General features: G+C 73.8%; 17 protein-coding genes. 7 read left to right on the top strand and 10 right to left on the bottom strand.

Going from position 1 to position 18312, the window contains the following annotated elements:
- The first annotated feature begins 80 nt into the window (after window positions 1-80).
- Both hppD and BJ989_RS14710 read left to right on the top strand, forming a co-directional pair.
- Window positions 81-1316, top strand: a complete 1236-nt coding sequence (gene hppD / locus BJ989_RS14715) for a 4-hydroxyphenylpyruvate dioxygenase (RefSeq protein WP_179518836.1) — start codon at window positions 81-83, stop codon at window positions 1314-1316.
- 59 nt (window positions 1317-1375) lie between these two features.
- A complete protein-coding gene (locus tag BJ989_RS14710) occupies window positions 1376-1765 on the top strand; it encodes a hypothetical protein (RefSeq protein WP_179518835.1) in 390 nt (129 codons plus the stop codon).
- 346 nt (window positions 1766-2111) lie between these two features.
- On the opposite strand, the gene BJ989_RS14705 is transcribed toward BJ989_RS14710, so the two are convergent.
- The gene (locus BJ989_RS14705) at window positions 2112-2342 is read right to left on the bottom strand and encodes a hypothetical protein (RefSeq protein ID WP_179518834.1); all 231 of its coding nucleotides are present in this window, start codon (window positions 2340-2342) and stop codon (window positions 2112-2114) included.
- Between the two features lie 177 nt (window positions 2343-2519).
- On the opposite strand from BJ989_RS14705, the gene BJ989_RS14700 reads away from it, so the two are divergent.
- A complete protein-coding gene (locus tag BJ989_RS14700) occupies window positions 2520-2810 on the top strand; it encodes a hypothetical protein (protein WP_179518833.1) in 291 nt (96 codons plus the stop codon).
- A 92-nt stretch (window positions 2811-2902) separates the two neighbouring features.
- Window positions 2903-3166: a hypothetical protein gene (locus tag BJ989_RS14695; protein ID WP_179518832.1), complete on the top strand. Its 264-nt coding sequence runs from the start codon at window positions 2903-2905 to the stop codon at window positions 3164-3166.
- Between the two features lie 471 nt (window positions 3167-3637).
- On the opposite strand, the gene BJ989_RS14690 is transcribed toward BJ989_RS14695, so the two are convergent.
- The 4 genes from BJ989_RS14690 to BJ989_RS14675 form a co-directional block, all read right to left on the bottom strand.
- Window positions 3638-5548 carry an alpha-amylase family glycosyl hydrolase gene (locus BJ989_RS14690; protein WP_179518831.1) on the bottom strand — a complete coding sequence of 637 codons (1911 nt, stop codon included), beginning with the start codon at window positions 5546-5548 and terminating at the stop codon, window positions 3638-3640.
- Window positions 5545-6507 carry a sugar ABC transporter permease gene (locus tag BJ989_RS14685; RefSeq protein WP_179518830.1) on the bottom strand — a complete coding sequence of 321 codons (963 nt, stop codon included), beginning with the start codon at window positions 6505-6507 and terminating at the stop codon, window positions 5545-5547. The genes BJ989_RS14690 and BJ989_RS14685 overlap by 4 nt, the downstream gene beginning before the upstream one ends.
- On the bottom strand, window positions 6507-8072 hold the full coding sequence (locus BJ989_RS14680; protein ID WP_179518829.1) for an ABC transporter permease subunit: 1566 nt from the start codon (window positions 8070-8072) through the stop codon (window positions 6507-6509). The genes BJ989_RS14685 and BJ989_RS14680 overlap by 1 nt, the downstream gene beginning before the upstream one ends.
- 100 nt (window positions 8073-8172) lie before the next feature.
- On the bottom strand, window positions 8173-9453 hold the full coding sequence (locus BJ989_RS14675) for a sugar ABC transporter substrate-binding protein (protein WP_179518828.1): 1281 nt from the start codon (window positions 9451-9453) through the stop codon (window positions 8173-8175).
- Between the two features lie 238 nt (window positions 9454-9691).
- Between BJ989_RS14675 and BJ989_RS14670 the strand changes: the two genes are divergently transcribed.
- Both BJ989_RS14670 and BJ989_RS14665 read left to right on the top strand, forming a co-directional pair.
- On the top strand, window positions 9692-10741 hold the full coding sequence (locus tag BJ989_RS14670) for a substrate-binding domain-containing protein (RefSeq protein WP_179518827.1): 1050 nt from the start codon (window positions 9692-9694) through the stop codon (window positions 10739-10741).
- Between the two features lie 53 nt (window positions 10742-10794).
- Window positions 10795-11340 (top strand): DUF1697 domain-containing protein, encoded by a 546-nt coding sequence (locus BJ989_RS14665; protein WP_179518826.1) that lies wholly within the window; start codon window positions 10795-10797, stop codon window positions 11338-11340.
- Here the strand turns inward: BJ989_RS14665 and BJ989_RS14660 are convergent.
- From BJ989_RS14660 to BJ989_RS14640, 5 genes are all read right to left on the bottom strand, one after another.
- The gene (locus BJ989_RS14660) at window positions 11294-12625 is read right to left on the bottom strand and encodes an MFS transporter (protein ID WP_179518825.1); all 1332 of its coding nucleotides are present in this window, start codon (window positions 12623-12625) and stop codon (window positions 11294-11296) included. The genes BJ989_RS14665 and BJ989_RS14660 overlap by 47 nt on opposite strands.
- Before the next feature lie 46 nt (window positions 12626-12671).
- Window positions 12672-13952, bottom strand: a complete 1281-nt coding sequence (locus BJ989_RS14655) for an MFS transporter (RefSeq protein WP_179518824.1) — start codon at window positions 13950-13952, stop codon at window positions 12672-12674.
- Entirely contained in the window at window positions 13949-14587 is a 639-nt protein-coding gene (locus BJ989_RS14650; RefSeq protein ID WP_218848836.1) for a helix-turn-helix domain-containing protein, read from the bottom strand. The genes BJ989_RS14655 and BJ989_RS14650 overlap by 4 nt, the downstream gene beginning before the upstream one ends.
- Before the next feature lie 74 nt (window positions 14588-14661).
- A complete protein-coding gene (locus BJ989_RS14645) occupies window positions 14662-15507 on the bottom strand; it encodes an enoyl-CoA hydratase-related protein (protein ID WP_179518823.1) in 846 nt (281 codons plus the stop codon).
- Window positions 15500-16108 carry an isochorismatase family protein gene (locus BJ989_RS14640; protein ID WP_179518822.1) on the bottom strand — a complete coding sequence of 203 codons (609 nt, stop codon included), beginning with the start codon at window positions 16106-16108 and terminating at the stop codon, window positions 15500-15502. The genes BJ989_RS14645 and BJ989_RS14640 overlap by 8 nt, the downstream gene beginning before the upstream one ends.
- Window positions 16109-16604: 496 nt before the next feature.
- On the opposite strand from BJ989_RS14640, the gene BJ989_RS14635 reads away from it, so the two are divergent.
- On the top strand, window positions 16605-18236 hold the full coding sequence (locus BJ989_RS14635) for an HNH endonuclease signature motif containing protein (protein ID WP_179518821.1): 1632 nt from the start codon (window positions 16605-16607) through the stop codon (window positions 18234-18236).
- Window positions 18237-18312: the final 76 nt, after the last annotated feature.

The raw sequence follows: 18312 nt of genomic DNA, 5'->3' as shown, positions 1-18312 counted from the left end.
CGTCCTCTCGACTGGGCAGGTTGACCAGTGGTGGGGCCGACTGTTGCACAGCCTGCGTGGTGCGCGCCACGCTCACCCGCATGACGACCACGCACGAGAGCCCCGAGCAGGCCACGTCGACCCGCGCCCTCACCGTCGACGAGCTGCGCGCCGACCTCACCCTCGAGCAGCTCCAGCAGCTCGTGGGTCTGGTCGAGCACGACGCCAGCCAGGACCCCTTCCCGGTCACCGCGATGGACGCGGTCGGCTTCGTGGTCGGCAACGCCACCCAGACCGCGACGTTCTACCAGCTGGCCTTCGGCATGGAGCTCGAGGCCTACCGCGGACCCGAGACCGGCACGCGCGACTCGAAGTCCTTCGTGCTGCGCTCGGGCTCGGCGCGCTTCGTCTTCACCGGCGGTGTCACCCCGGACAGCCCGTTGCTCGACCACCACCGTCGTCACGGCGACGGTGTCGTCGACCTCGCGCTGGAGGTGCCCGACGTCGACCGGTGCGTCGAGCACGCCCGCAGCAAGGGTGCGACCGTGCTGGTGGAGCCGCACGACGTCTCCGACGAGCACGGCACTGTGCGCACGGCGGCGATCGCGACCTACGGCGAGACCCGCCACACCCTCGTCGACCGCAGCCGGTACGACGGCCCCTACCTGCCGGGCTACGTCGCGCGGCGCAGCACGCTCACCCGCCCCGACGGCCACCCGCGGAGGCTCTTCCAGGCCGTCGACCACTGCGTCGGCAACGTCGAGCTCGGCCGGATGGACGAGTGGGTGCGCTTCTACAACGAGGTCATGGGCTTCACGAACATGGCGGAGTTCATCGGCGACGACATCGCCACCGACTACTCCGCGCTGATGTCGAAGGTGGTCGCCAGCGGCAACCACCGCGTGAAGTTCCCCCTCAACGAGCCGGCGATCGCGAAGAAGAAGTCGCAGATCGACGAGTACCTCGAGTTCTACGACGGCGCCGGTTGCCAGCACATCGCGCTGGCCACCGGTGACATCCTGCGCTCGGTCGACGTCATGCGCAGCCACGGCGTGGAGTTCCTCGACACCCCCGACTCCTACTACGACGACCCGACGCTGCGCGCGCGGATCGGCGAGGTGCGGGTGCCGATCGAGGCGCTGAAGGAGCGCGGCATCCTCGTCGACCGCGACGAGGACGGCTACCTGCTGCAGATCTTCACCAAGCCGGTCGGCGACCGGCCGACCGTGTTCTACGAGCTCATCGAGCGCCACGGCTCGCTCGGCTTCGGCAAGGGCAACTTCAAGGCGCTCTTCGAGGCCATCGAGCGCGAGCAGGAGCGCCGCGGCAACCTGTGACGCACCTCGAGGCGGTGGGCCCGACCAGCCGGGAGAGGCCGACCAGGCGGTGGGCCTGGGTGGCCTTGGTCGCTCTCGTCCTGGGCTGCGCGGCCGCCCTGGTCGGAGGCGTCGCGCTCTACGCGGTCGACGACAGCTGCCCCCAGTGGGAGGACGAGGGGTCGATGGCGGCGCCGGGCTCGCCGTACTCCCTGGTCATGTGCGGGCCCGGCGCCGAGCCGCCGCTCGTCTGGGCGTCGTACGCCGCGGTGGGGCTGGCCGTCGCCGCCGCCGTTCCGCTCCTGTGGCGGCGGGTGCGGGTGCGGTCACGCGTGGCTGGCCTGCTGGTGCTCGTGGTGCTGGTCGGACCTGTCTCGCTGATCGGTCTGCTGCACGTCGGCCTCCCGCGCGACTGCCTGTCCGGTCGCACGGAGAGCGGGCACTGCAGCCGCGACCGCGAACGGCGCTGACCCGGTCGTGTCGCCGCCGCGCTGGCGGCCCGCGTCAACCGTCGCGCGCCGCCGAGGCGTCGCAAGCGCTCACTCGCGCGTCGAGGTCCGAGCCCTGTAGGAGGCTCCGCCGGAGTGACCCTGGTTGTCCTACCGCACCCGGGGGTTCCCGGCGGGGCTGCTGGTCGAGCACGACGACCAGGGCGTAGGAGGGGGCGTCCGGCTGAGGCCGCGTCACCGGTGAGGGCACGCGTCCAGGGCGGACGTGCGCCGACCTCGCCGGGCAGCGTGGGGACGCCGTCCCGGGTCAGCGAACGACCCGTCGAGGTGGCCGTTGCCCGCAGTTCGAGGCCGAGCGGTGGTCGGGTCAGTGCTCCTGGAGCCAGTTGTCGTCGCGCACGACTCGGCCGCTCCGCCTGAGCCACACCCCGACTGCCCCGGCGAGCACGCCGGTCAGGACTGCCGCACCCACCGGCACGACCACCCAGAAGACGTCGAAGAAGCTCCCGTCCGTCTCGAACAATGCGTTGAAGACCGCGAAGGTCAGCAGGAAGAAGCACAGGTAACCCCACCACCGGTAGCGGATCGTACGGCTCATGTCCGGCCTTCCTGACTCTCGCGGCGCTGCCTGTGGCCGCGCACCGGCACGGTTGAGTGTCGAGCCTCGAGGCGTGCGACACCCTCGTCCATCACCTGCCAGGCCCCGCCCTGTCCGCCCCAGGCGACGTGCTCGGTTCGCAGGTGCTGTCGCGCCTCCTCGTGAGGGTATCTCGCGGTGTCCACGGTCGAGAGCTCTGCGGCGAGCACCGGTGAGGTCCCGGCAGCACCCTCCGCCGGCGAGCAGGCGCTCGTGCTCGTCGTCGGCCTCGTCGTGGTCGCGGGCTTGCTCTACGCCTCGGTCTTCGCCATGGCTGCTGGCTGGGCGGCGTCGATCCTGCTCGCGGCAGCTCTCGCTGCAGGAGCATGCTCGCGCCCGACGCCTTCCGCTCGGCCACTGCGCATGCTGGTCGCCCCCGCAGCAGTCGCGAACGCGACCTTCGGTGCCTTCGCGTTCCTCGTGTCCTGACGGCATGGCCGGGCGCTTCGTCCCGACAGCGGCATGAGCGGGCGCCTCGCCCCGACAGCGGGGGCTCGACTTGACCCTGCGAGGCTCTCCGCATGAGTGAGCCCGGAAAGCCGAGCGTGCGGCCACTCGGCGGTCTGGCAGTCGGTCTGTCACTGGTCGCGCTGATGCTCGCGCCCACGTACTTCTCGAGCCCGTTCGCCTACATCTCGGCGGCCCTCGCGGTTTTCCTAGGCGTGGCGGCGCGCACCGATCTGCCGAGCCGAAGACTGGGGACGATCGCCGTCGCCGTCGCAGCCGTCTCGATCGTCGTCGCGACCACGACGTTGGTCCTCGTCGGGTCTGGTTGGGACGCGTAGCCCGTGGCGGGGGTAGCGGACCACTGTCTCACTCGAGCCTGCCGTCCTGCACGCGGCATGAGCGGGCGTTCGCGTCGTAGACTCCGCCAGAGCCACCCAGCGCCCGGAGGTTCGTGTGGAGTTGAAGCGTGCCCTCGCAGTCCTCGCCGCGCTCGTCCTCGGCTCGTACGCGACGTGGCGTACGGCGAGTTGGCTGGCGTGGCGGCGAGCGGGGCTCGATCGTGATGCAGCGGTCGGGAGTGCTGACTGCGACCAGTGCGAACTGACGGTGCTGCTCGACCAGGTCGGGTCAGTCCTCGCCTGCTTCGCGGTCTACTCCATCGTCGTCGGGACTGCGTGGCTCGTCTGGCGGCGGCGCACTCCCGTGACCGAGGCCGCGCACTGACGCTGCCACACCGGGCGTCCAGTGTTCGCACATCGACATGACGAGACGGTCGCCGCCTGACGCCGTGCCACCGGTGAGGGCGCGCCTCACAGGGCGTAGACGTGGGCGCCGACCTCGCCGGGCAGCGTGAGGACGCCGTCGCGCAGGTCGGCGGGCGCGCCGGCGAGCGTGGTCGCTGCTCGCAGACCGGGCTGCAGGGCGGCCGCGGGCAGCCGCACGGGGGCGCCAGGGGTGTCGGCGCCCGGGCGCACGACGTGCACCAGCACCGAGCCGTCGGGGTGCTCGCGCACGAAGGTGAGCACGTCGCCCTCGGCGTGCAGCCACCGCAGCCCGCCGCGCCGCAGCGCGGTGTGCTCGCGCCGCAGCCGCACCCAGTCGGCGTACGCCGCCAGCGTCTGGCCGTCCCACTCCGACTCGCGGCCCCAGGGCATGGGCGTGCGGGCGTGCTCGCCGTCGACGGCGGTGAGGCCGAGCTCGTCGCCGGCGAAGACCACCGGCACGCCCGGCAGCGTCATCTGCAGCGCCAGGCCGAGCAGGTGCCGCTCGCGGCCGGTGCCGGCGGCGTCGACCCAGCCGTCGGTGCCGCCGCCGGCGACCGTGCGGAAGCGTGGGGTGTCGTGGGAGTCGAGGTGCAGCGTCGAGCCCGTCCAGGCCGTCCACGGCGCGGCCGCGTGCACCTCGCGCATGGTCGCCACGGCCTGCTCGGCCCGCAGCACGGGCACGTCGACGGGCAGGCCCAGCCAGTTCAGCCCGTGCTCGCGACCCGGGCCGCCCGGGGCGCCACCGTTGAGCCAGCACCACACCGGGCGGGTGAAGCCGGAGTAGTCCATCGTGCCGTGCCAGCCCGGACCCGCGAGGTCGAGCGAGGCGTCGTGCCCGTGCTCGGCCAGCAGCCACGCGTCGGGGCGCACCGCGTCGATGGTGCGCCGCAGCGCCTGCGCCACGCGGTGTGCGTGGTCGTCGGCGCCCATCCGGCCGGTCATGTTGGCCACGTCGATGCGCCAGCCGTCGAGGCCGGCGCGCAGCCAGCGGGCGACCACGGAGGCGTCGCCGTCGTAGAGGCGACGGGCGAGCTCGGCCGAGCCGTGGTCGAGCTTGGGCAGCGAGTCGATGCCCAGCCAGCTCTCGTAGGACCCGTCGTCGCGGAAGCGGTAGAAGCCGCGCTCGGGTGAGGCGGGGTCGGCCTGGGCCTTCAGGAACCAGTCGTGGTGGTCGCCGGTGTGGTTGGTCGTGAGGTCGCCGACCACGCGCAGCCCGCGGGCGTGCGCGGCGTCGAGCAGGCGCTGCAGCGCCGCGTCGCCGCCCAGCAGCGGGTCGACGTGGTCGAAGGAGGCGGCGTCGTAGCGGTGGTTGGACCACGCCTCGAAGACCGGCGTCAGGTAGAGCGCGGTCACGCCGAGCCGCTCGAGGTGGTCGAGCCGCGTCGCGATGCCGTCGAGGGTGCCGCCGTAGAGCTGGTAGGGCACGTCGGGCCCGCGGTGCACGACGGGGTCGTCCCACGCCGCGGGCTGCGCCCACGCCGGCGTCGGCACGCCGACCTCGGTGCGCTCGAAGCGGTCGGGGAAGACCTGGTAGCCGACCTGGTCGGGCACCCAGTCGGGCAGCCGGTGCCGGGTCGAGAGCCGGAAGTCGCCGGCGTCGGTGACGTCGCGGTCGTGCACGCCCGATGCGTTCAGCCAGGCGTAGCCACTGCCCGACCCGGCCCCACCCGCCACGAGGAAGCGGTAGGACGTCTCGGGGTTGACCACGTCGAGCTCGGCGCGCCACCACGAGCCGCCCTCGTCGCTCGACTCGAGCGTGGCCTCGGCGACCGCGGGCTCGCCGTCGCGCACCGAGCGCAGCACGACCGTGCGGGCGCCCGGCGAGCCGTCGGCCGCGTGCGGCACGCGCACCCGCAGGGGGACCCGGTCGCCCAGGGAGGGGCCCGCGGGGCCGACGGGACCGGCGTACGCCGGGGAGCCGTCGTGGTGGGGCGCTCGGGGGGCCGCCCGCCTCACTCCTTGACCCCGCCCGCGGTGATGCCGCCCACGATGTAGCGCTGCAGGAAGAGGAAGAGCAGGATCACCGGGATCGCCGTCAGCAACGCCCCCGCGGCGAAGACGCCGAGGTTGTTGGAGCGGTCGCCGTCGATGAGGCCGTAGAGGCCGGTCGCCAGCGTCTTCTGCGAGGTCTCGGTGAGGAAGATCGAGGCCAGCAGGAACTCCGCGATCGTGGCGACGAAGACCAGCAGGCCGCTGACCGCCAGGATCGGGCGCACCAGCGGCAGGATGATGCGGAAGAACGTCTGCACGTGGCTCGCGCCGTCCATCATCGCCGCCTCGTCGAGCGAGCGCGGCACGGAGTCGAAGAAGCCCTTGATCAGCCACACCTGCCCCAGTGCACCGCCCGAGAGCACGAGCACGTAGCCCGCGAGGGTGTTGAGGCCGATCGCCGGCACGACCTCGCCGAAGTCGGTGAAGAGGGTGAACAGCGCGACCGCGGCGAGGAACTGGGGGAACATCTGGATCAGCAGCAGCGCCAGCAGACCGCCGCGGCGGCCCCTGAAGCGGAAGCGCGAGAAGGCGTAGGCCGCGAACGCGCTGAAGAGGATCTGCACCAGCACCACCGCGGTGCAGACCACGAGCGTGTTGAGGGCCCACCGGCCGAAGGGCACCGAGGGGGAGGAGAAGAGCTCCTCGAAGTTGCCGAGGCTGAAGGAGCGGGGGATCAGCGACGTGCTCACCACGGTGCCGAGCGGGTTGAAGGCCGCGCTCACGATGTAGGCGACCGGGAAGAGCGCCCAGAGGCACGCGACCACCCCGACGACGTGGCGCCAGCCGACCTCGCTCCACCAGCGGCGGCCCTTCAGCCCGCGCGGGGGCGGGCCGGTGGTGCGGCCCGCGCCGCCTGTCGTGTCGGGCTCGTCGACGCTCTCCTCGGGGGCGAGGTCCTGGGGGTAGGAGGTGGGGGTCGACATCAGTTCACGTCCTCGAGTGCGCGGGTGGCGCGGAACTGCAGCGCCGCGATGACTCCGGTGATGACGAAGAGCAGGACCGAGACCGCCGAGGCGAACCCGATCTGCGCGCCGCCGGCGCCGAAGGCGAGGCGGATGGTGTAGCTGATGAGGATGTCGGTGCCGCCGGCCGTGGGGTTGTCGGGGGAGTAGGGCCCGCCCTCGGTGAGCAGCGCGATCGCGTTGTAGTTGTTGAAGTTGAACGCGAAGGTCGCGACCAGCAGCGGCGCCACGGTCACCAGCAGCAGCGGGAAGGTGATGCGGCGGAAGCCGTCCCACCCGCTCGCCCCGTCGAGGCGGGCCGCCTCCTGCAGGTCGCCCGGGATGGCCTGCAGGGCGCCGGTGCAGACGAGGAACATGTACGGGAAACCCATCCACAGGTTGGTGATCACCACCGCGACCTTCGCCATCGTGGCGTCGCCGAGCCAGTTCACGTCGAGGCCGGTGACGTCGTTGATGAGGCCGAAGTCGCGGTTGTAGAAGCTCGCCCACAGCAGCAGCGAGATGAAGCCCGGGATGGCGTAGGGCATGATCAGCAGCGCGCGGTAGACCTTCTGGCCCCGCAGGCGCGCGTCGTTGAGCGTGACCGCGAGCAGCAGCCCGAGGCCGAAGGTGGTCACCACCGACAGCGTCGCGAAGGCCACGGTCCAGGCGAAGATGCGCAGGAAGTCGCTGCTGATGCGGCTGTCGGTGAGGATCTCGACGTAGTTGCGGAAGCCGACGTTGGCCGTCCAGGACTGGTCGGAGACCCGCTCGCCGTCGGGGGAGACGAAGTACTCGCGGTCGCCCTGCTGCTGAACGGTGTAGACCGTGCCGGTCTCGGTGTCGGTGATGGTGTCGGCGGCCTCGTCGTACTGCAGCGTCGTGGTGCCCTCGAAGGCCTGGCTGATGCCGAGCTGGCGGATGGCGGTGCCGTCGTCGGTCGGGACGGTGAAGTCCTGCAGCGCGGGGCCGGCGTCGTTGAGCTGGACGCCGGTGAGGATCTCGTAGCCGTCGGCCGCGCGCACGAAGCCGCCCTCGAGCGTGACGGCGTCGGGGTCGAGCTCCTCGAGGCCCTCCGGGGTGCCGGCGAAGGCCGCCTCGGTCTCGGGGTCGACCAGGAAGAAGGTGAACGGGCCGTCGGTGGTCGATCCGGTGGTGCCGACGGTGAGGTTGTAGCGCGGCGCGTCGGGTGTCTGGCGCACCGAGCTGCCGACGATCTGCGCGACCGTCTCCTCCTTCGAGGTGCGCGTGCCGTCGCCGTAGTTGGTGAACGAGGTCTGCACCGTCATCACGATCGGGACGACGACGAAGAGCGTCAGCAGCAGCGTGCCGGGCAGGAGGTACTTCGCGGGCAGGGCGCGGCCGGTCGCGTAGGTCGCGACGAGCAGGGCCACGATCACCCAGAGGCCGACGAGGAAGAACCACTGGTCCTGCAGCAGCAGGGTGGGGGTGAGGGCGGCCGCGACGCCGACGGCGGTGCCGAGGCCGAGGACCTTCACGAGCAGGGGCAGCGGTCGGGTGCTGCCGGTCGGTGTTGCCAGGGCCACGGGGAAGCCGCCTCGTCGTCCGGGTTTGGTCAGGGGGGTGCCGGCCGGTGCGCCCGGCGGCTCGAGGCCGCCGGGCGCACCGGTGCTGCGGAGGGCGGGGTCAGCCGCCCTGGATGGCGGACTCGATGGTGCGACCCGCGTCCCTCATCGTCTTCTCGGGGTTGGCGCCCCCGACGATGGCGGCGTAGGCCTTGCCGAGGGGCTCCCAGACGGCGGCCATCTCGGGCAGGGCGGGCATCGGCGCGGCCTGGTTGGCGGCCTCGGCGAAGAGCGCGATGTCCTCGTCCTGCAGACCGTCCTGGACCGAGGTCATGGCCGGGGGCAGGGTGGCGCCCTCGTAGAGGGCCTGCATGGCCTCCTCGTTGTTGACGCCGACGGTCACGAACTCCTGCGCGAAGGCGGCGTTCTCGGCGCCGGAGGCGACCATGAACGCCTGCGCGCCCATGAACGGCTCGGCAGGCTCCTCGCCGGCGAAGCCGGGGATCGGCTGGATGGCGTAGTCGATGCCCGAGGCCTTGATGTCGCCGAGGGCCCAGGGGCCGGAGATGAGGAACGCGGCCTTGCCCTCGGTGAAGAGCGCGATGGAGTTGTCACCGCTGATCGAGGTGCGCAGCACGCGCTCCTTCGCCAGCTGGGCCACCTTGCGGGCGGCCTCGACCGAGCCGGGCTCGCCGACGCCGAGATCGGAGGCGTCGTAGCCGGATGCCTCGTCGTAGGCGAAGAGGTAGCCACCCATCGAGGTCAGGACCGGCTGCATGTGGTAGGCGTCGCCGTTCTCGCCGACGGGCAGGTTGAGGGCCGACTCCACCTCGCCGGCCTGGACGGCCTGCTTGCCGGCGTCGATCGCCTCCGTGAGGTTGGCGGGCTCCTCGGGCACGACCTCGGTGTTGCGGTAGAGCGCGAGGGCCTCGATGCCGTAGGGCACGCCGTACAGCTGGCCCTCGTAGGTGGTGGCCTGGACGGCCTTCTCGGAGTAGCCCGAGAGCTGGTCGGGGGTGAGCTGCAGCGGCTCGATCGCGCCGTTGGCGACGAGGTTGCCGATCCAGTCGTGGGCGCCGACGACGACGTCGGGGCCGTTGCCCGCGGTGTTGGCGGTGACGAAGTTGGTCTGCAGGTCCGAGGAGACGGCCTGGACCTCGACCGAGATGCCGTTCTGCTCGGCGAAGGTGTCGGCGACCGTCTTGACGGCGTCGATCTTGAGCGCGTCGGTCCAGATCACGAGGTCGGCGTCACCGCGGGTGGGGACGGCCTCCTCCGTCGAGCTCTCCGTGGGCTCGGAGGGCGTGGTGTCGGCGGAGCTGGTCGAGCTGCCACCACCGCCTCCGCAGGCGGTCAGTGCCACGGCCAGGACGGCGGGCACGAGGGTGCGGGCGATGCGCATGGTCAGGAGACTCCTTTAGCGGTTCTGCGTGTGAGGGTCGCCACACGCTAGCAAGGTCCGTTGCGAATGGGTAGTCCGCCTGCAAAAAATTGCAGCCCCTTGCGCGCGGTCCAACCCTCGTCCAGGCTGCAGGTGCAGGCCGGCGCCCGCCAGGATGCCTGCAAACCGCTGCCAGCCGTGCGGCGATCCTTGCAAGAACAGCGGCCGCCAGGCGGCCCAGGGGGGTACGGTGACGGACGTGAAGATCCGCCTGGCCGAGATCGCCGACCGCGCCGGCGTGAGCGTCAGCACCGTCAGCCGCGTGCTGAACGACAAGCCCGGCGTCAACCAGGCCACCCGGCGCCAGGTGCTGACGGCCGTCGACGTGCTCGGCTACGACCGCCCGGCGCGGCTGCGTCCGCGCAGCGGCGGCCTGGTCGGGCTGGTGGTGCCGGAGCTGGAGAACCCGTTCTTCCCGCGCTTCGCCCAGGCCATCGAGAACCACCTCAAGCAGCGCGGCTACACCCCGGTGCTGTGCACCATGACCCTCGGCGGCATCCACGAGGACGACTACGTCGCGACGCTGCTGGAGCACGGCGTCTCGGGCATCATCTTCGTCTCCGGCGTGCACGCCATGCCGACGACCGACCCGCGCCGCTACCGCCGCCTGACGGAGACCGGGCTGCCGGTCGTGCTGGTCAACGGCCACCTGCCCGGCGTCGGCGCCGCGAGCTTCTCCACCGACGACGTCGCCGCGATGGACCTCGGGGTCATGCACGTCGCGCACATGGGCCACGAGCGGGTGGGCCTCGCGATCGGGCAGATGCGCTACACGCCGGCCATGCGCAAGACCGAGGGCTTCCGGGAGGCCGTCGCCCGGCACGTGCCCGGAGGGCCTCCGGGCCGCGTCGTCGAGACGACCTACACCGTCGAGGGCGGGCTGCAGGCCGGCCACGCCCTCCTCGACGAGGGCGTCACCGCTGTGCTGTGCGGCTCCGACGTCATGGCGCTGGGCGTGGTGCGGGCCGCGCGGCAGCGGGGGCTGCGGGTGCCCGAGGACCTCTCGGTCGTGGGCAGCGACGACAGCACGCTCATCGAGTTCACCGACCCGCCGCTCACGACGCTGCGCCAGCCCACGATGGCGCTGGCCGCGGCGGTGTCCCGCTCCCTGGTCGACCAGGTCAACGGCGCCGCGCCCCCGCCCGACGAGGTGTTCTTCCAGCCCGAGCTGGTGGTGCGCCACTCCACCGCCCGGGCGCCGCAGGGAGCCGTGCCCGGGCACCCGGTCGTGCTCGCGTCGCACCCGTGAGCGGGGCCGCGACGCCCGGTCCGTCGGCGGGGGGTACGCCGGACCACGTCCACGTGGCCTTCCTGCGCGCGGTCAACCTGGGCGCGCGCCGGCGCTTCCCGGCCGCCGACCAGGCGGCGGTGACGGCGGCGGCGGGGTTCCGCGGCGTGGCGACCTACCTCGCGACCGGCAACGTCCGGGTCGAGGCGGCCACGACCGACCCGCGCGAGGTGCAGCGGCGCCTCGAGCAGGCGTACGCCGCGGACCGCGGCTTCGACGTGCCGGTCGTCGTGCTCCCGGCAGCCGAGCTGCGCGCGGTGGTGGCGGCCGGCGTCGAGGTCGAAGCGGCCCGCTCAGTTCCGCCCGGTCGCCACCACGTGTCGCTGCTGCAGGAGGAGCCCGACCCGGCCGCCCAGGCCGAGCTGGTCGCGGCCGCGGCGGAGGGGGAGCAGGTCGTCGTGCGCGGGCGTGCGGTGCACCTGCTGATCGGCGAGAGCTACCACCTCGCGCGCGTCGACGGTGCCCGCGTCGAGCGGCTGCTCGGGGTGAGCACCAACCGCACCTTCGCCGTGCTCACGACGCTGGCGCAGCGGTGGTGCCCGGAGCCGCCGGCAGGGTGACGCCGGGTGCGGGGTCGTCCGGCGTCGGGTCCGGGGCCGGGTCGGCGGGGGCGCGCTGGAGCGTCCGCACCTCGCGGGAGCCGAGGACGGCGAGCGCGAGGACGACGTACAGCACGCCGCCGGCGACGATGGTCGGCCGCACCCCGAAGGTCGAGGCGAGGGGCCCGGCCAGGAGCTGGCCCGCGGGGATCGCGGCGTAGGAGCCCAGCTGGTCCCAGGAGTAGGCGCGGGAGAGGAGCTGCTCCGGCACGTTCTCCTGCAGGGCGAGGTGCCAGCCGAGCGTGTAGACCTCGACCCCGACGCCGGCGAGGAACGCCGTGGCGACGAGCGGGACCACGCGGGGGTCGGCGCCCAGCGCGAGGATCGGCAGGCCGGTCACGGCGATCGCCAGCATGCCGACGAGCAGCGGGCGGCGCAGCCGCACCCCGAGCAGCGCGACGGCGCCGAGCAGCAGGCCGAGCGCGAGAGCCGAGAGCGCGAGCCCCCAGCCGCGCTCACCGACGGTGCGCAGGGCGAGCGGGGGGCCGAGGGTGGTCCAGGTGAGCGCCTGCACGGCGTTGAGCACGGCGAAGACGCCGACGACGGTCCAGAACCACCGCAGGTGGGCCAGCTCGCGGCGCCCGGCGGCGAGTTCGCCGAGCACGCCGCGCACCCCGCGCGCCGCGGCGCGGTCGTGGACCACGGCCGGGAGCGGCACCCGGGTGAGGAGAGCGGCGGCGAGCAGTGCGGCGACGGCGTCGACTGCCAGCGCCCAGCCCGGCCCGGTGGTGACGACGAGGAGGGCGGCGAGGGAGGGCCCGGCGACCGCGACGGCGCCGCGGGTCACCGAGAGCAGCAGGTTGGCCTCCTGCAGCTGGGCGCGCGGGACCAGCTGGGGCACGACGCTGCGCAGGGCCGGCAGCGCGGCGGCGGTGGCCGTGCCACCGACGGCACCGAGGGCCGCGAGGTGCCACACCTCCGCGCGGCCCGTGACCACCAGCGTCGCGGCGGTGGCCTGCGCCGCGCCCTGCACGACGTGGGCCACCTGCATCAGCGCCGTGCGGGGCAACCGGTCGGCGAGCACGCCCCCGACGAGGAGGAAGCCCAGCATCGGCAGGGTCGCCGAGGCGAGCACCGCACCGAGGGCGCCCGGGTCGTCGGTCAGGTCGAGCACGGCGAAGGCGAGCGCGAGGGGCGCGGTCGCCGCGCCGACGACGCTGGTCAGCCGGGCGGCGAAGTACCAGCGGAAGGCAGGACGGCGCAGCGGGTCGATCGCCCGCTGCACGGTCGTGCGCGCAGCACCCATGGGTGCCTCCGTCCGCCCGAGCGTGGAGGTGCCTGGTCGGGGGCCATCATGCCGTGCCTGCCGTCGCGGCGACAGGCCCGGGTGGTGGAGCGGTGGACGGAGCCCGCGGCAGCCGCCGGACGGAGGGCGCCAGCAGGGTGGCGAGGGCGACCGCGGCGATGCCGACGCCCGCGGCCAGCATCACGGGTCGCAGCCCGAAGGCGGCGGCCAGCGGGCCGGCCGCCAGCTGGCCCAGCGGGATGGCCAGGAAGGAGCCGAGGGCGTCGAAGGAGTAGGCCCGGCTGAGCATCGCGGCCGGCACCTGCTCCTGCATCGCGAGGTTCCACCCCAGGCCGAAGACCTCGATCGCGGCGCCGGCGGCGAAGGCGCACAGCAGGACCGTCGCCAGCGCGGGGTCGAGGCCCATCGCGACCAGGGGTGCGCCGTACACGGCCGTGCCGAGCATGCCCAGCAGCAGCGGGCGCTCGAGGCGCACGCGCAGCAGCACGAGCCCGGTCAGCACGAGGCCGAGGGCCTCGGCGGACAGCACGAGGCCCCAGCCCTCCTCGCCGATCGCCTCGGTGTCCTTCGCCAGGACCGGGCCGAGGGTGTACATCCCGCCCTGGTGCAGCGCCACGATCACGCAGAAGGCGAGCACGACGACGCAGAACCACGGGGTGGCCCGCACGAAGCGCCACCCCTCGCGCAGCTCGCGCAGGGCGCCGGCGGGCCCGCCGGGCGCGTCGAGGTCTCGCTCGGGGCGCGGCAGGCGCACCTGCGTGAGGAGCAGCGCGGACAGGAGGTACGTCGTGCCGTCGACCGCCAGCGCCCACCCGGGGCCGACGGTGACGACCAGCAGGGCCGCGAGGCTCGGGCCGACCACCGTGAAGCCGCTACGCGTCATCGACACCAGCACGTTGGCCTGCTGCAGCTGCTCGCGCGGGACGAGGCTGGGCAGCACCGACGCCAGGGCCGGCAGGGTCATCGCCGCGGCCGTGCCGTTGACCGCCGCGAGGGCCGCGAGGTGCCACAGCTCGGCGGTGCCGGTCAGCAGCAGAGCGGCGCTGGTGAGCTGGCTGAGACCCGCGGCGACGTTGCCGGCCTGGATCGTGCGCGTGGGCCCGATCCGGTCGGCCACCACGCCGCCGGCCAGCAGGAAGAGGACCATCGGGGTGCTGAACGCGGCGAGCACGGTGCCGAGCGCGGTGGGGGAGTCGCTCACCTCCAGCACGGCGAAGGCCAGCGCGACCGACGCCATCGTGGAGCCGACGAGGTTGACCGCGCGCGAGGCGAAGTACCACCGGAAGGGCCGCTCGCGCAGCGGTGCCAGGGCGGGGCCGCGGCTCACCCGCGGTCCTCGTCGGTGGGCGGGGCCATCGCGAACGCGCCGAGAGTGAGGGCGACGTGGCGGGTGCCGGGCGTGCCCGGGGGGCGCGCGCCGTCGTGCAGCAGGGCGCCGGCCTCGCGCAGCAGGTCGAGGGCGCGCGACCACGTGGCGGGGTCGACCCAGACCTCCGCGTCGGTGAGGGTGCCGCGGTCGGTCTCGGCGGTCTCGGCGGTCTCGGCGGTCTCGGCGGTCTCGGCGGTGACGGTGCCCGAGGTGTGCGGGGCCCGGGCGTCGTAGCGGCGCACCAGCTCCTCGGCCATCGCCCGCACGTAGCCGCGCAGCTCGGCCGGGTCCGCGGGCGGCCCTGCCTGCTCGAGCTCCGCGCGCTCGCGCCAGGGGTGGCGGTAACGCTTGGCGACGCCGCCGCGCACGACCTCCTCGCCGGCGACGACCACCTCGCCGGCCTCGAGCAGCACGCGCAGGTGGTAGCTCGCGTTGGCGTGCGTGGTGCCGAGCGCGCGCGCCACCTCGGCGGCGCTGAGCTCGGCGCCGGTCAGCAGCGAGAGCATGCGCAGCCGCAGCGGGTGCGCGGCGGCGCGGAGCCGGCGTACGGCGGTGGGTGCTGCGGGCGCGTCGGGCGCCGGGTCGTCGACCAACGGAGACCTCCCAAGAGTCGTTGGGGAGTCTGGCACGGTCGCGGCCGACCGTCAAAGGGGTGTTGGGGTGTCGCTCACTCCCCACGGAAGGTGGGGCGCCGCTTCTCGCCGAAGGCGCGCATGCCCTCCGCGACGTCGGCGGTGCGCAGGAGCAGCGTCTGGCCCACCCGCTCGGTCTCGAGCGCGGCGTCGAGGCCGCACGGGGGCGCGTCGACCGGACCGAGGGTCGCGGCGTTGACGGCGCGCTTGGTAGCGGTGAAGGCCAGCGGTGGCCCGTCGGCGAGGCGACCGACCAGCCGGTCGACGGACTCGCGCAGCTCCTCGTCGGGCACGAGGTGGGTCGCGAGCCCGGCGTCGTAGGCCTCGCGGGCCGACAGCGGCTCGGCGAGCAGTGCCATCCGCATGGCGCGGGCACGGCCGACGGCGGCGGCCACCGTCGCCGACGCCCCGCCGTCGGGCATGAGCCCGATGCGGGCGAAGGCGAGCAGGAACGCCGACGACCCGGCTGCGACCACCAGGTCGCAGGCGAGCGCCGTGGAGCAGCCGACCCCGGCGGCCACCCCGTTGACGGCGGCCACCACGGGCTTGTCGCAGCGCACGATGCTGCGCACGAGCCGGTTGGCGCGCACGAGGGCGGACTCGTCGAAGTGCAGGTGGGCGTCGGCGCCGCCGATGTCGGCACCGGTGCTGAAGGCGCTGCCGGGCCCCTCGCCGGAGCCCGTGAGCAGCACGACCCGCACGGCGTCGTCGGCGCTCGCGCGCTCGAGGAGGGCGGCGGTCGCGTCCGTCATCGCAGCCGTCAGCGCGTTGAGCTGCGCCGGACGGTCGAAGGTGATGCGCAGGACGCCGTCACCGCGCTCGACGCGGAGCCCGTCGGGGAGGCCGTGGGGGAAGCCGTCGGGGGTCTGGGCGTCAGGCAAGGCGCACCCCCGCGTCGCGCATCTCCGCCAGCGCCGCCTCGGTGGTCGCCGGGGCGACCCCCGCGCAGTGCGCGAGCAGCACGGTGGTCGCGAAGCCCTCAGCCGCGGCGTCCAGCGCGGTGGCGCGCACGCAGTGGTCGGTGGCGATCCCGACGACGTCGACCGCGGTGACGCCGCGCTCGCGCAGCCACGAGGCGAGCGGCGTGCCGGCGGGGTCGTGGCCCTCGAAGCCGGAGTACGCCGCGGCGTGCTCGCCCTTGGTGAAGACGGCCTCGACCGCCTCGAGCGCCGCGGCGTCGAGAGCCGGGTGGAAGGCCTCGCCGGCCGTGCCGACCTCGCAGTGCACCGGCCAGCTGTGCTCGAAGTCGGGGGAGTCCGACCAGTGGTCGCCGGGGTCGACGTGGTGGTCCTTGGTCGCCACCACGTGCGCCCAACCGCCCGCGCCGGCGGGGTCGGCCCGCCAGGCCCGGAGGGCGTCGCCCAGCCCGGCCGCGACGGCCGCGCCCCCCGTCACCGGTAGCGAGCCCCCCTCGCAGAAGTCGACCTGCACGTCCACCACCACCAGCGCCCGCCGCGGCCCCTGCTGCGTCTGCTCCGTCATGGCCGCGACCCTAGCCGCGGCCGGCCCCGCCCTGCCGGTCGAGCAGCGAGCCCCGGAAAGCGTGTCGAGACCCGGTGAGCGGCCCGCAGACCTGAGCCGAGGGGTCGCGCGCTGGGCTCGTGTCGAGGGGTCACGCGCTGGGCTCGTGTCGAGGGGTCGCGCGCTGGGCTCGTGTCGAGGGGTCGCGCGCTGGGCTCGTGTCGAGGGGTCGCGCGCTGGGCTCGTGTCGAGGGGTCGCGCGCTGCTCACCCGCAGAGGGGTCGCGCGTTGCGCTCGTGTCGAGGGGTCGCGCGCTGCGCTTGCGTCGAGGGGGCGCACGCTGAGGCAATGAGGTGGTCGAGGAGGCTCGTCAGGGCTGGCGCGAGACCACACCCCGAGTCGCAGTGTGGTCCGGTCGTGGGCCACTGGTCGTGCACAGGCCGACGGCCCGGATCCGTTGTCCACAGCCAGATCCACGCTGGCGGCGACTGTCGGTGGTGGCTGTTTGACTCCTCTCATGACCACCAGCCCCGCACCCGAGCTCGACACCGCGGTCGCGGTGCTCGACGCCACGGTTGCTGCGGTCATGGACCAGCGCGCCGCGGACGCCCGGCTGATGTACGCCGCGTGTGTTTGGGCTGACCTGCACCCCGCCGACGCGTTGGATGCGGCGACGGTGGCCGGCACCTACGGCGACACCGCACTCAAGGCCGCTGGGGCGTATGCGCCGGGGGTGACGGAGTTCGCGGTGGCGGAGTTCGCCACCCGGCTGGGGCGTTCCACCACCTCCGGTGCCGCCTACCTCGGCCAATCCCTGGTGTGCCGCCACCTGCTGCCCCGGTTGTGGGATGCGGTGCAGGCGCACCGGGTGGACGGGTGGCGTGCCCGCCTGGTCGCGCGGATGGTGCTCGGCAGAGACCTCACCCCGGAGGCAGCGGGGTGGGTGGACCGCCACGTGACACCGGTGGCGCAGACCATCGGCGCCACCACCCTGGAGCGCCTCGTCGCCGAAGCACTCGCGCGGTTCATGCCCGACGAGGCCGAGCTCGCCCAGGCCGAGGCGCGCGAGCGACGCCGGTTCGAGGTGCACCTGGACGATCGTCCCGTGGATGACCTGACCGGGACGGTGGACGCGAGTGGTTGTTTCGACCTGCCCGACGGGATCACCATCCACGACGCCGTGGTCGAGGAGAAGCAGCGGCTGCGTGCCCTGGGCGCCACGGCTGAGTCGGGGCCGTTGTCGGCGCAGGCCCTGCTCAACCTGGTGGTGCGGGGTTCCGACGGGGCGTCCGCGCAGGGCACCCTCGACCTCCTCACCGGCGTCGATGGTGCAGCAGCTGGTGGTCGAGCAGCGGCCCCCGAGCCGAGCACCGGTGGTCGAGCAGCAAGCCCCGACGAGCGCGTCGAGACCCCGGAGACTCCTGCGGGTCAGTCGTCGCCGCGGCAGCGACGGCGGTATCTGCTGCACCTGCACCTGTCCGACGCGGTCCTGCGCACCTCGATGTTCCCCGGACGGCTGGCTGCCGGCGACGGCGCGGTCGGACGGGTGGAGGAGACCCGAGCGCCGGTGTCGGCCACCGCGATCCGCGACTGGCTCACCACCGCCGGCATTGACGGGGTCGCACCCCACGTGACGGTGCTGCCGGTGCTCGACCTCGCCGAGGCGGTGCACACCGAGGCCTACGAGGTCCCACGCCGACTGCAGACCCAGACGGCCCTGATCCACCTGGCGTGCGTGTTCCCGTGGTGCGGCCGCGCCGCACGCAGGTGCGACCACGACCACACCGTCCCCTACGACCCCACCGACCCGGATGCGGGTGGGCCGACCTGTACCTGCAACATCGCACCGCTGTGCCGGCCGCATCACCGGTTGAAGACCCACGGCCACGCCGCCACCCGGTGGACCCTCACCCCCGCCGGCGCCGGCGCGTGGCTGTGGAAGTCACCGCACGGGGCGCACTACCTGCGCGACCACACCGGCACCCGACCACTCGACGGGCCCCTCGACGGGCCCCTCGCCCACGACACCGCACCGCCCGACGGTGGACCAGCGCCCCCGGACCCCGGCCCGGCCTACGACACCGGGCCGCCGTGCGACGGCGACCAGCCGCACCGCGACGACACCGGTCCACCCGCACCCGCGGACTGACGACCCGCGCGTACGTCACCGGGTCTCGACACGGGCCTGACGGCCCTGCTCGACCAACGGACGAGGCGCGACTCCG

Source organism: Nocardioides perillae (assembly GCF_013409425.1).
Classification (GTDB): domain Bacteria; phylum Actinomycetota; class Actinomycetes; order Propionibacteriales; family Nocardioidaceae; genus Nocardioides; species Nocardioides perillae.
Note: the sequence above shows the minus strand (reverse complement) of the source record. Positions and strands in the feature narration are given on the sequence as shown.

Excerpts from the sequence above, each read along its gene's own strand:
- BJ989_RS14705 (WP_179518834.1), bottom strand. The coding sequence starts at position 2,342 with ATGAGCCGTACGATCCGCTACCGGTGGTGGGGTTACCTGTGCTTCTTC.
- BJ989_RS14640 (WP_179518822.1), bottom strand. The coding sequence starts at position 16,108 with ATGACGGAGCAGACGCAGCAGGGGCCGCGGCGGGCGCTGGTGGTGGTG.
- hppD (WP_179518836.1), top strand. The coding sequence starts at position 81 with ATGACGACCACGCACGAGAGCCCCGAGCAGGCCACGTCGACCCGCGCC.
- BJ989_RS14660 (WP_179518825.1), bottom strand. The coding sequence starts at position 12,625 with ATGGGTGCTGCGCGCACGACCGTGCAGCGGGCGATCGACCCGCTGCGC.
- BJ989_RS14675 (WP_179518828.1), bottom strand. The coding sequence starts at position 9,453 with ATGCGCATCGCCCGCACCCTCGTGCCCGCCGTCCTGGCCGTGGCACTG.
- BJ989_RS14685 (WP_179518830.1), bottom strand. The coding sequence starts at position 6,507 with ATGTCGACCCCCACCTCCTACCCCCAGGACCTCGCCCCCGAGGAGAGC.
- BJ989_RS14695 (WP_179518832.1), top strand. The coding sequence starts at position 2,903 with ATGAGTGAGCCCGGAAAGCCGAGCGTGCGGCCACTCGGCGGTCTGGCA.
- BJ989_RS14635 (WP_179518821.1), top strand. The coding sequence starts at position 16,605 with ATGACCACCAGCCCCGCACCCGAGCTCGACACCGCGGTCGCGGTGCTC.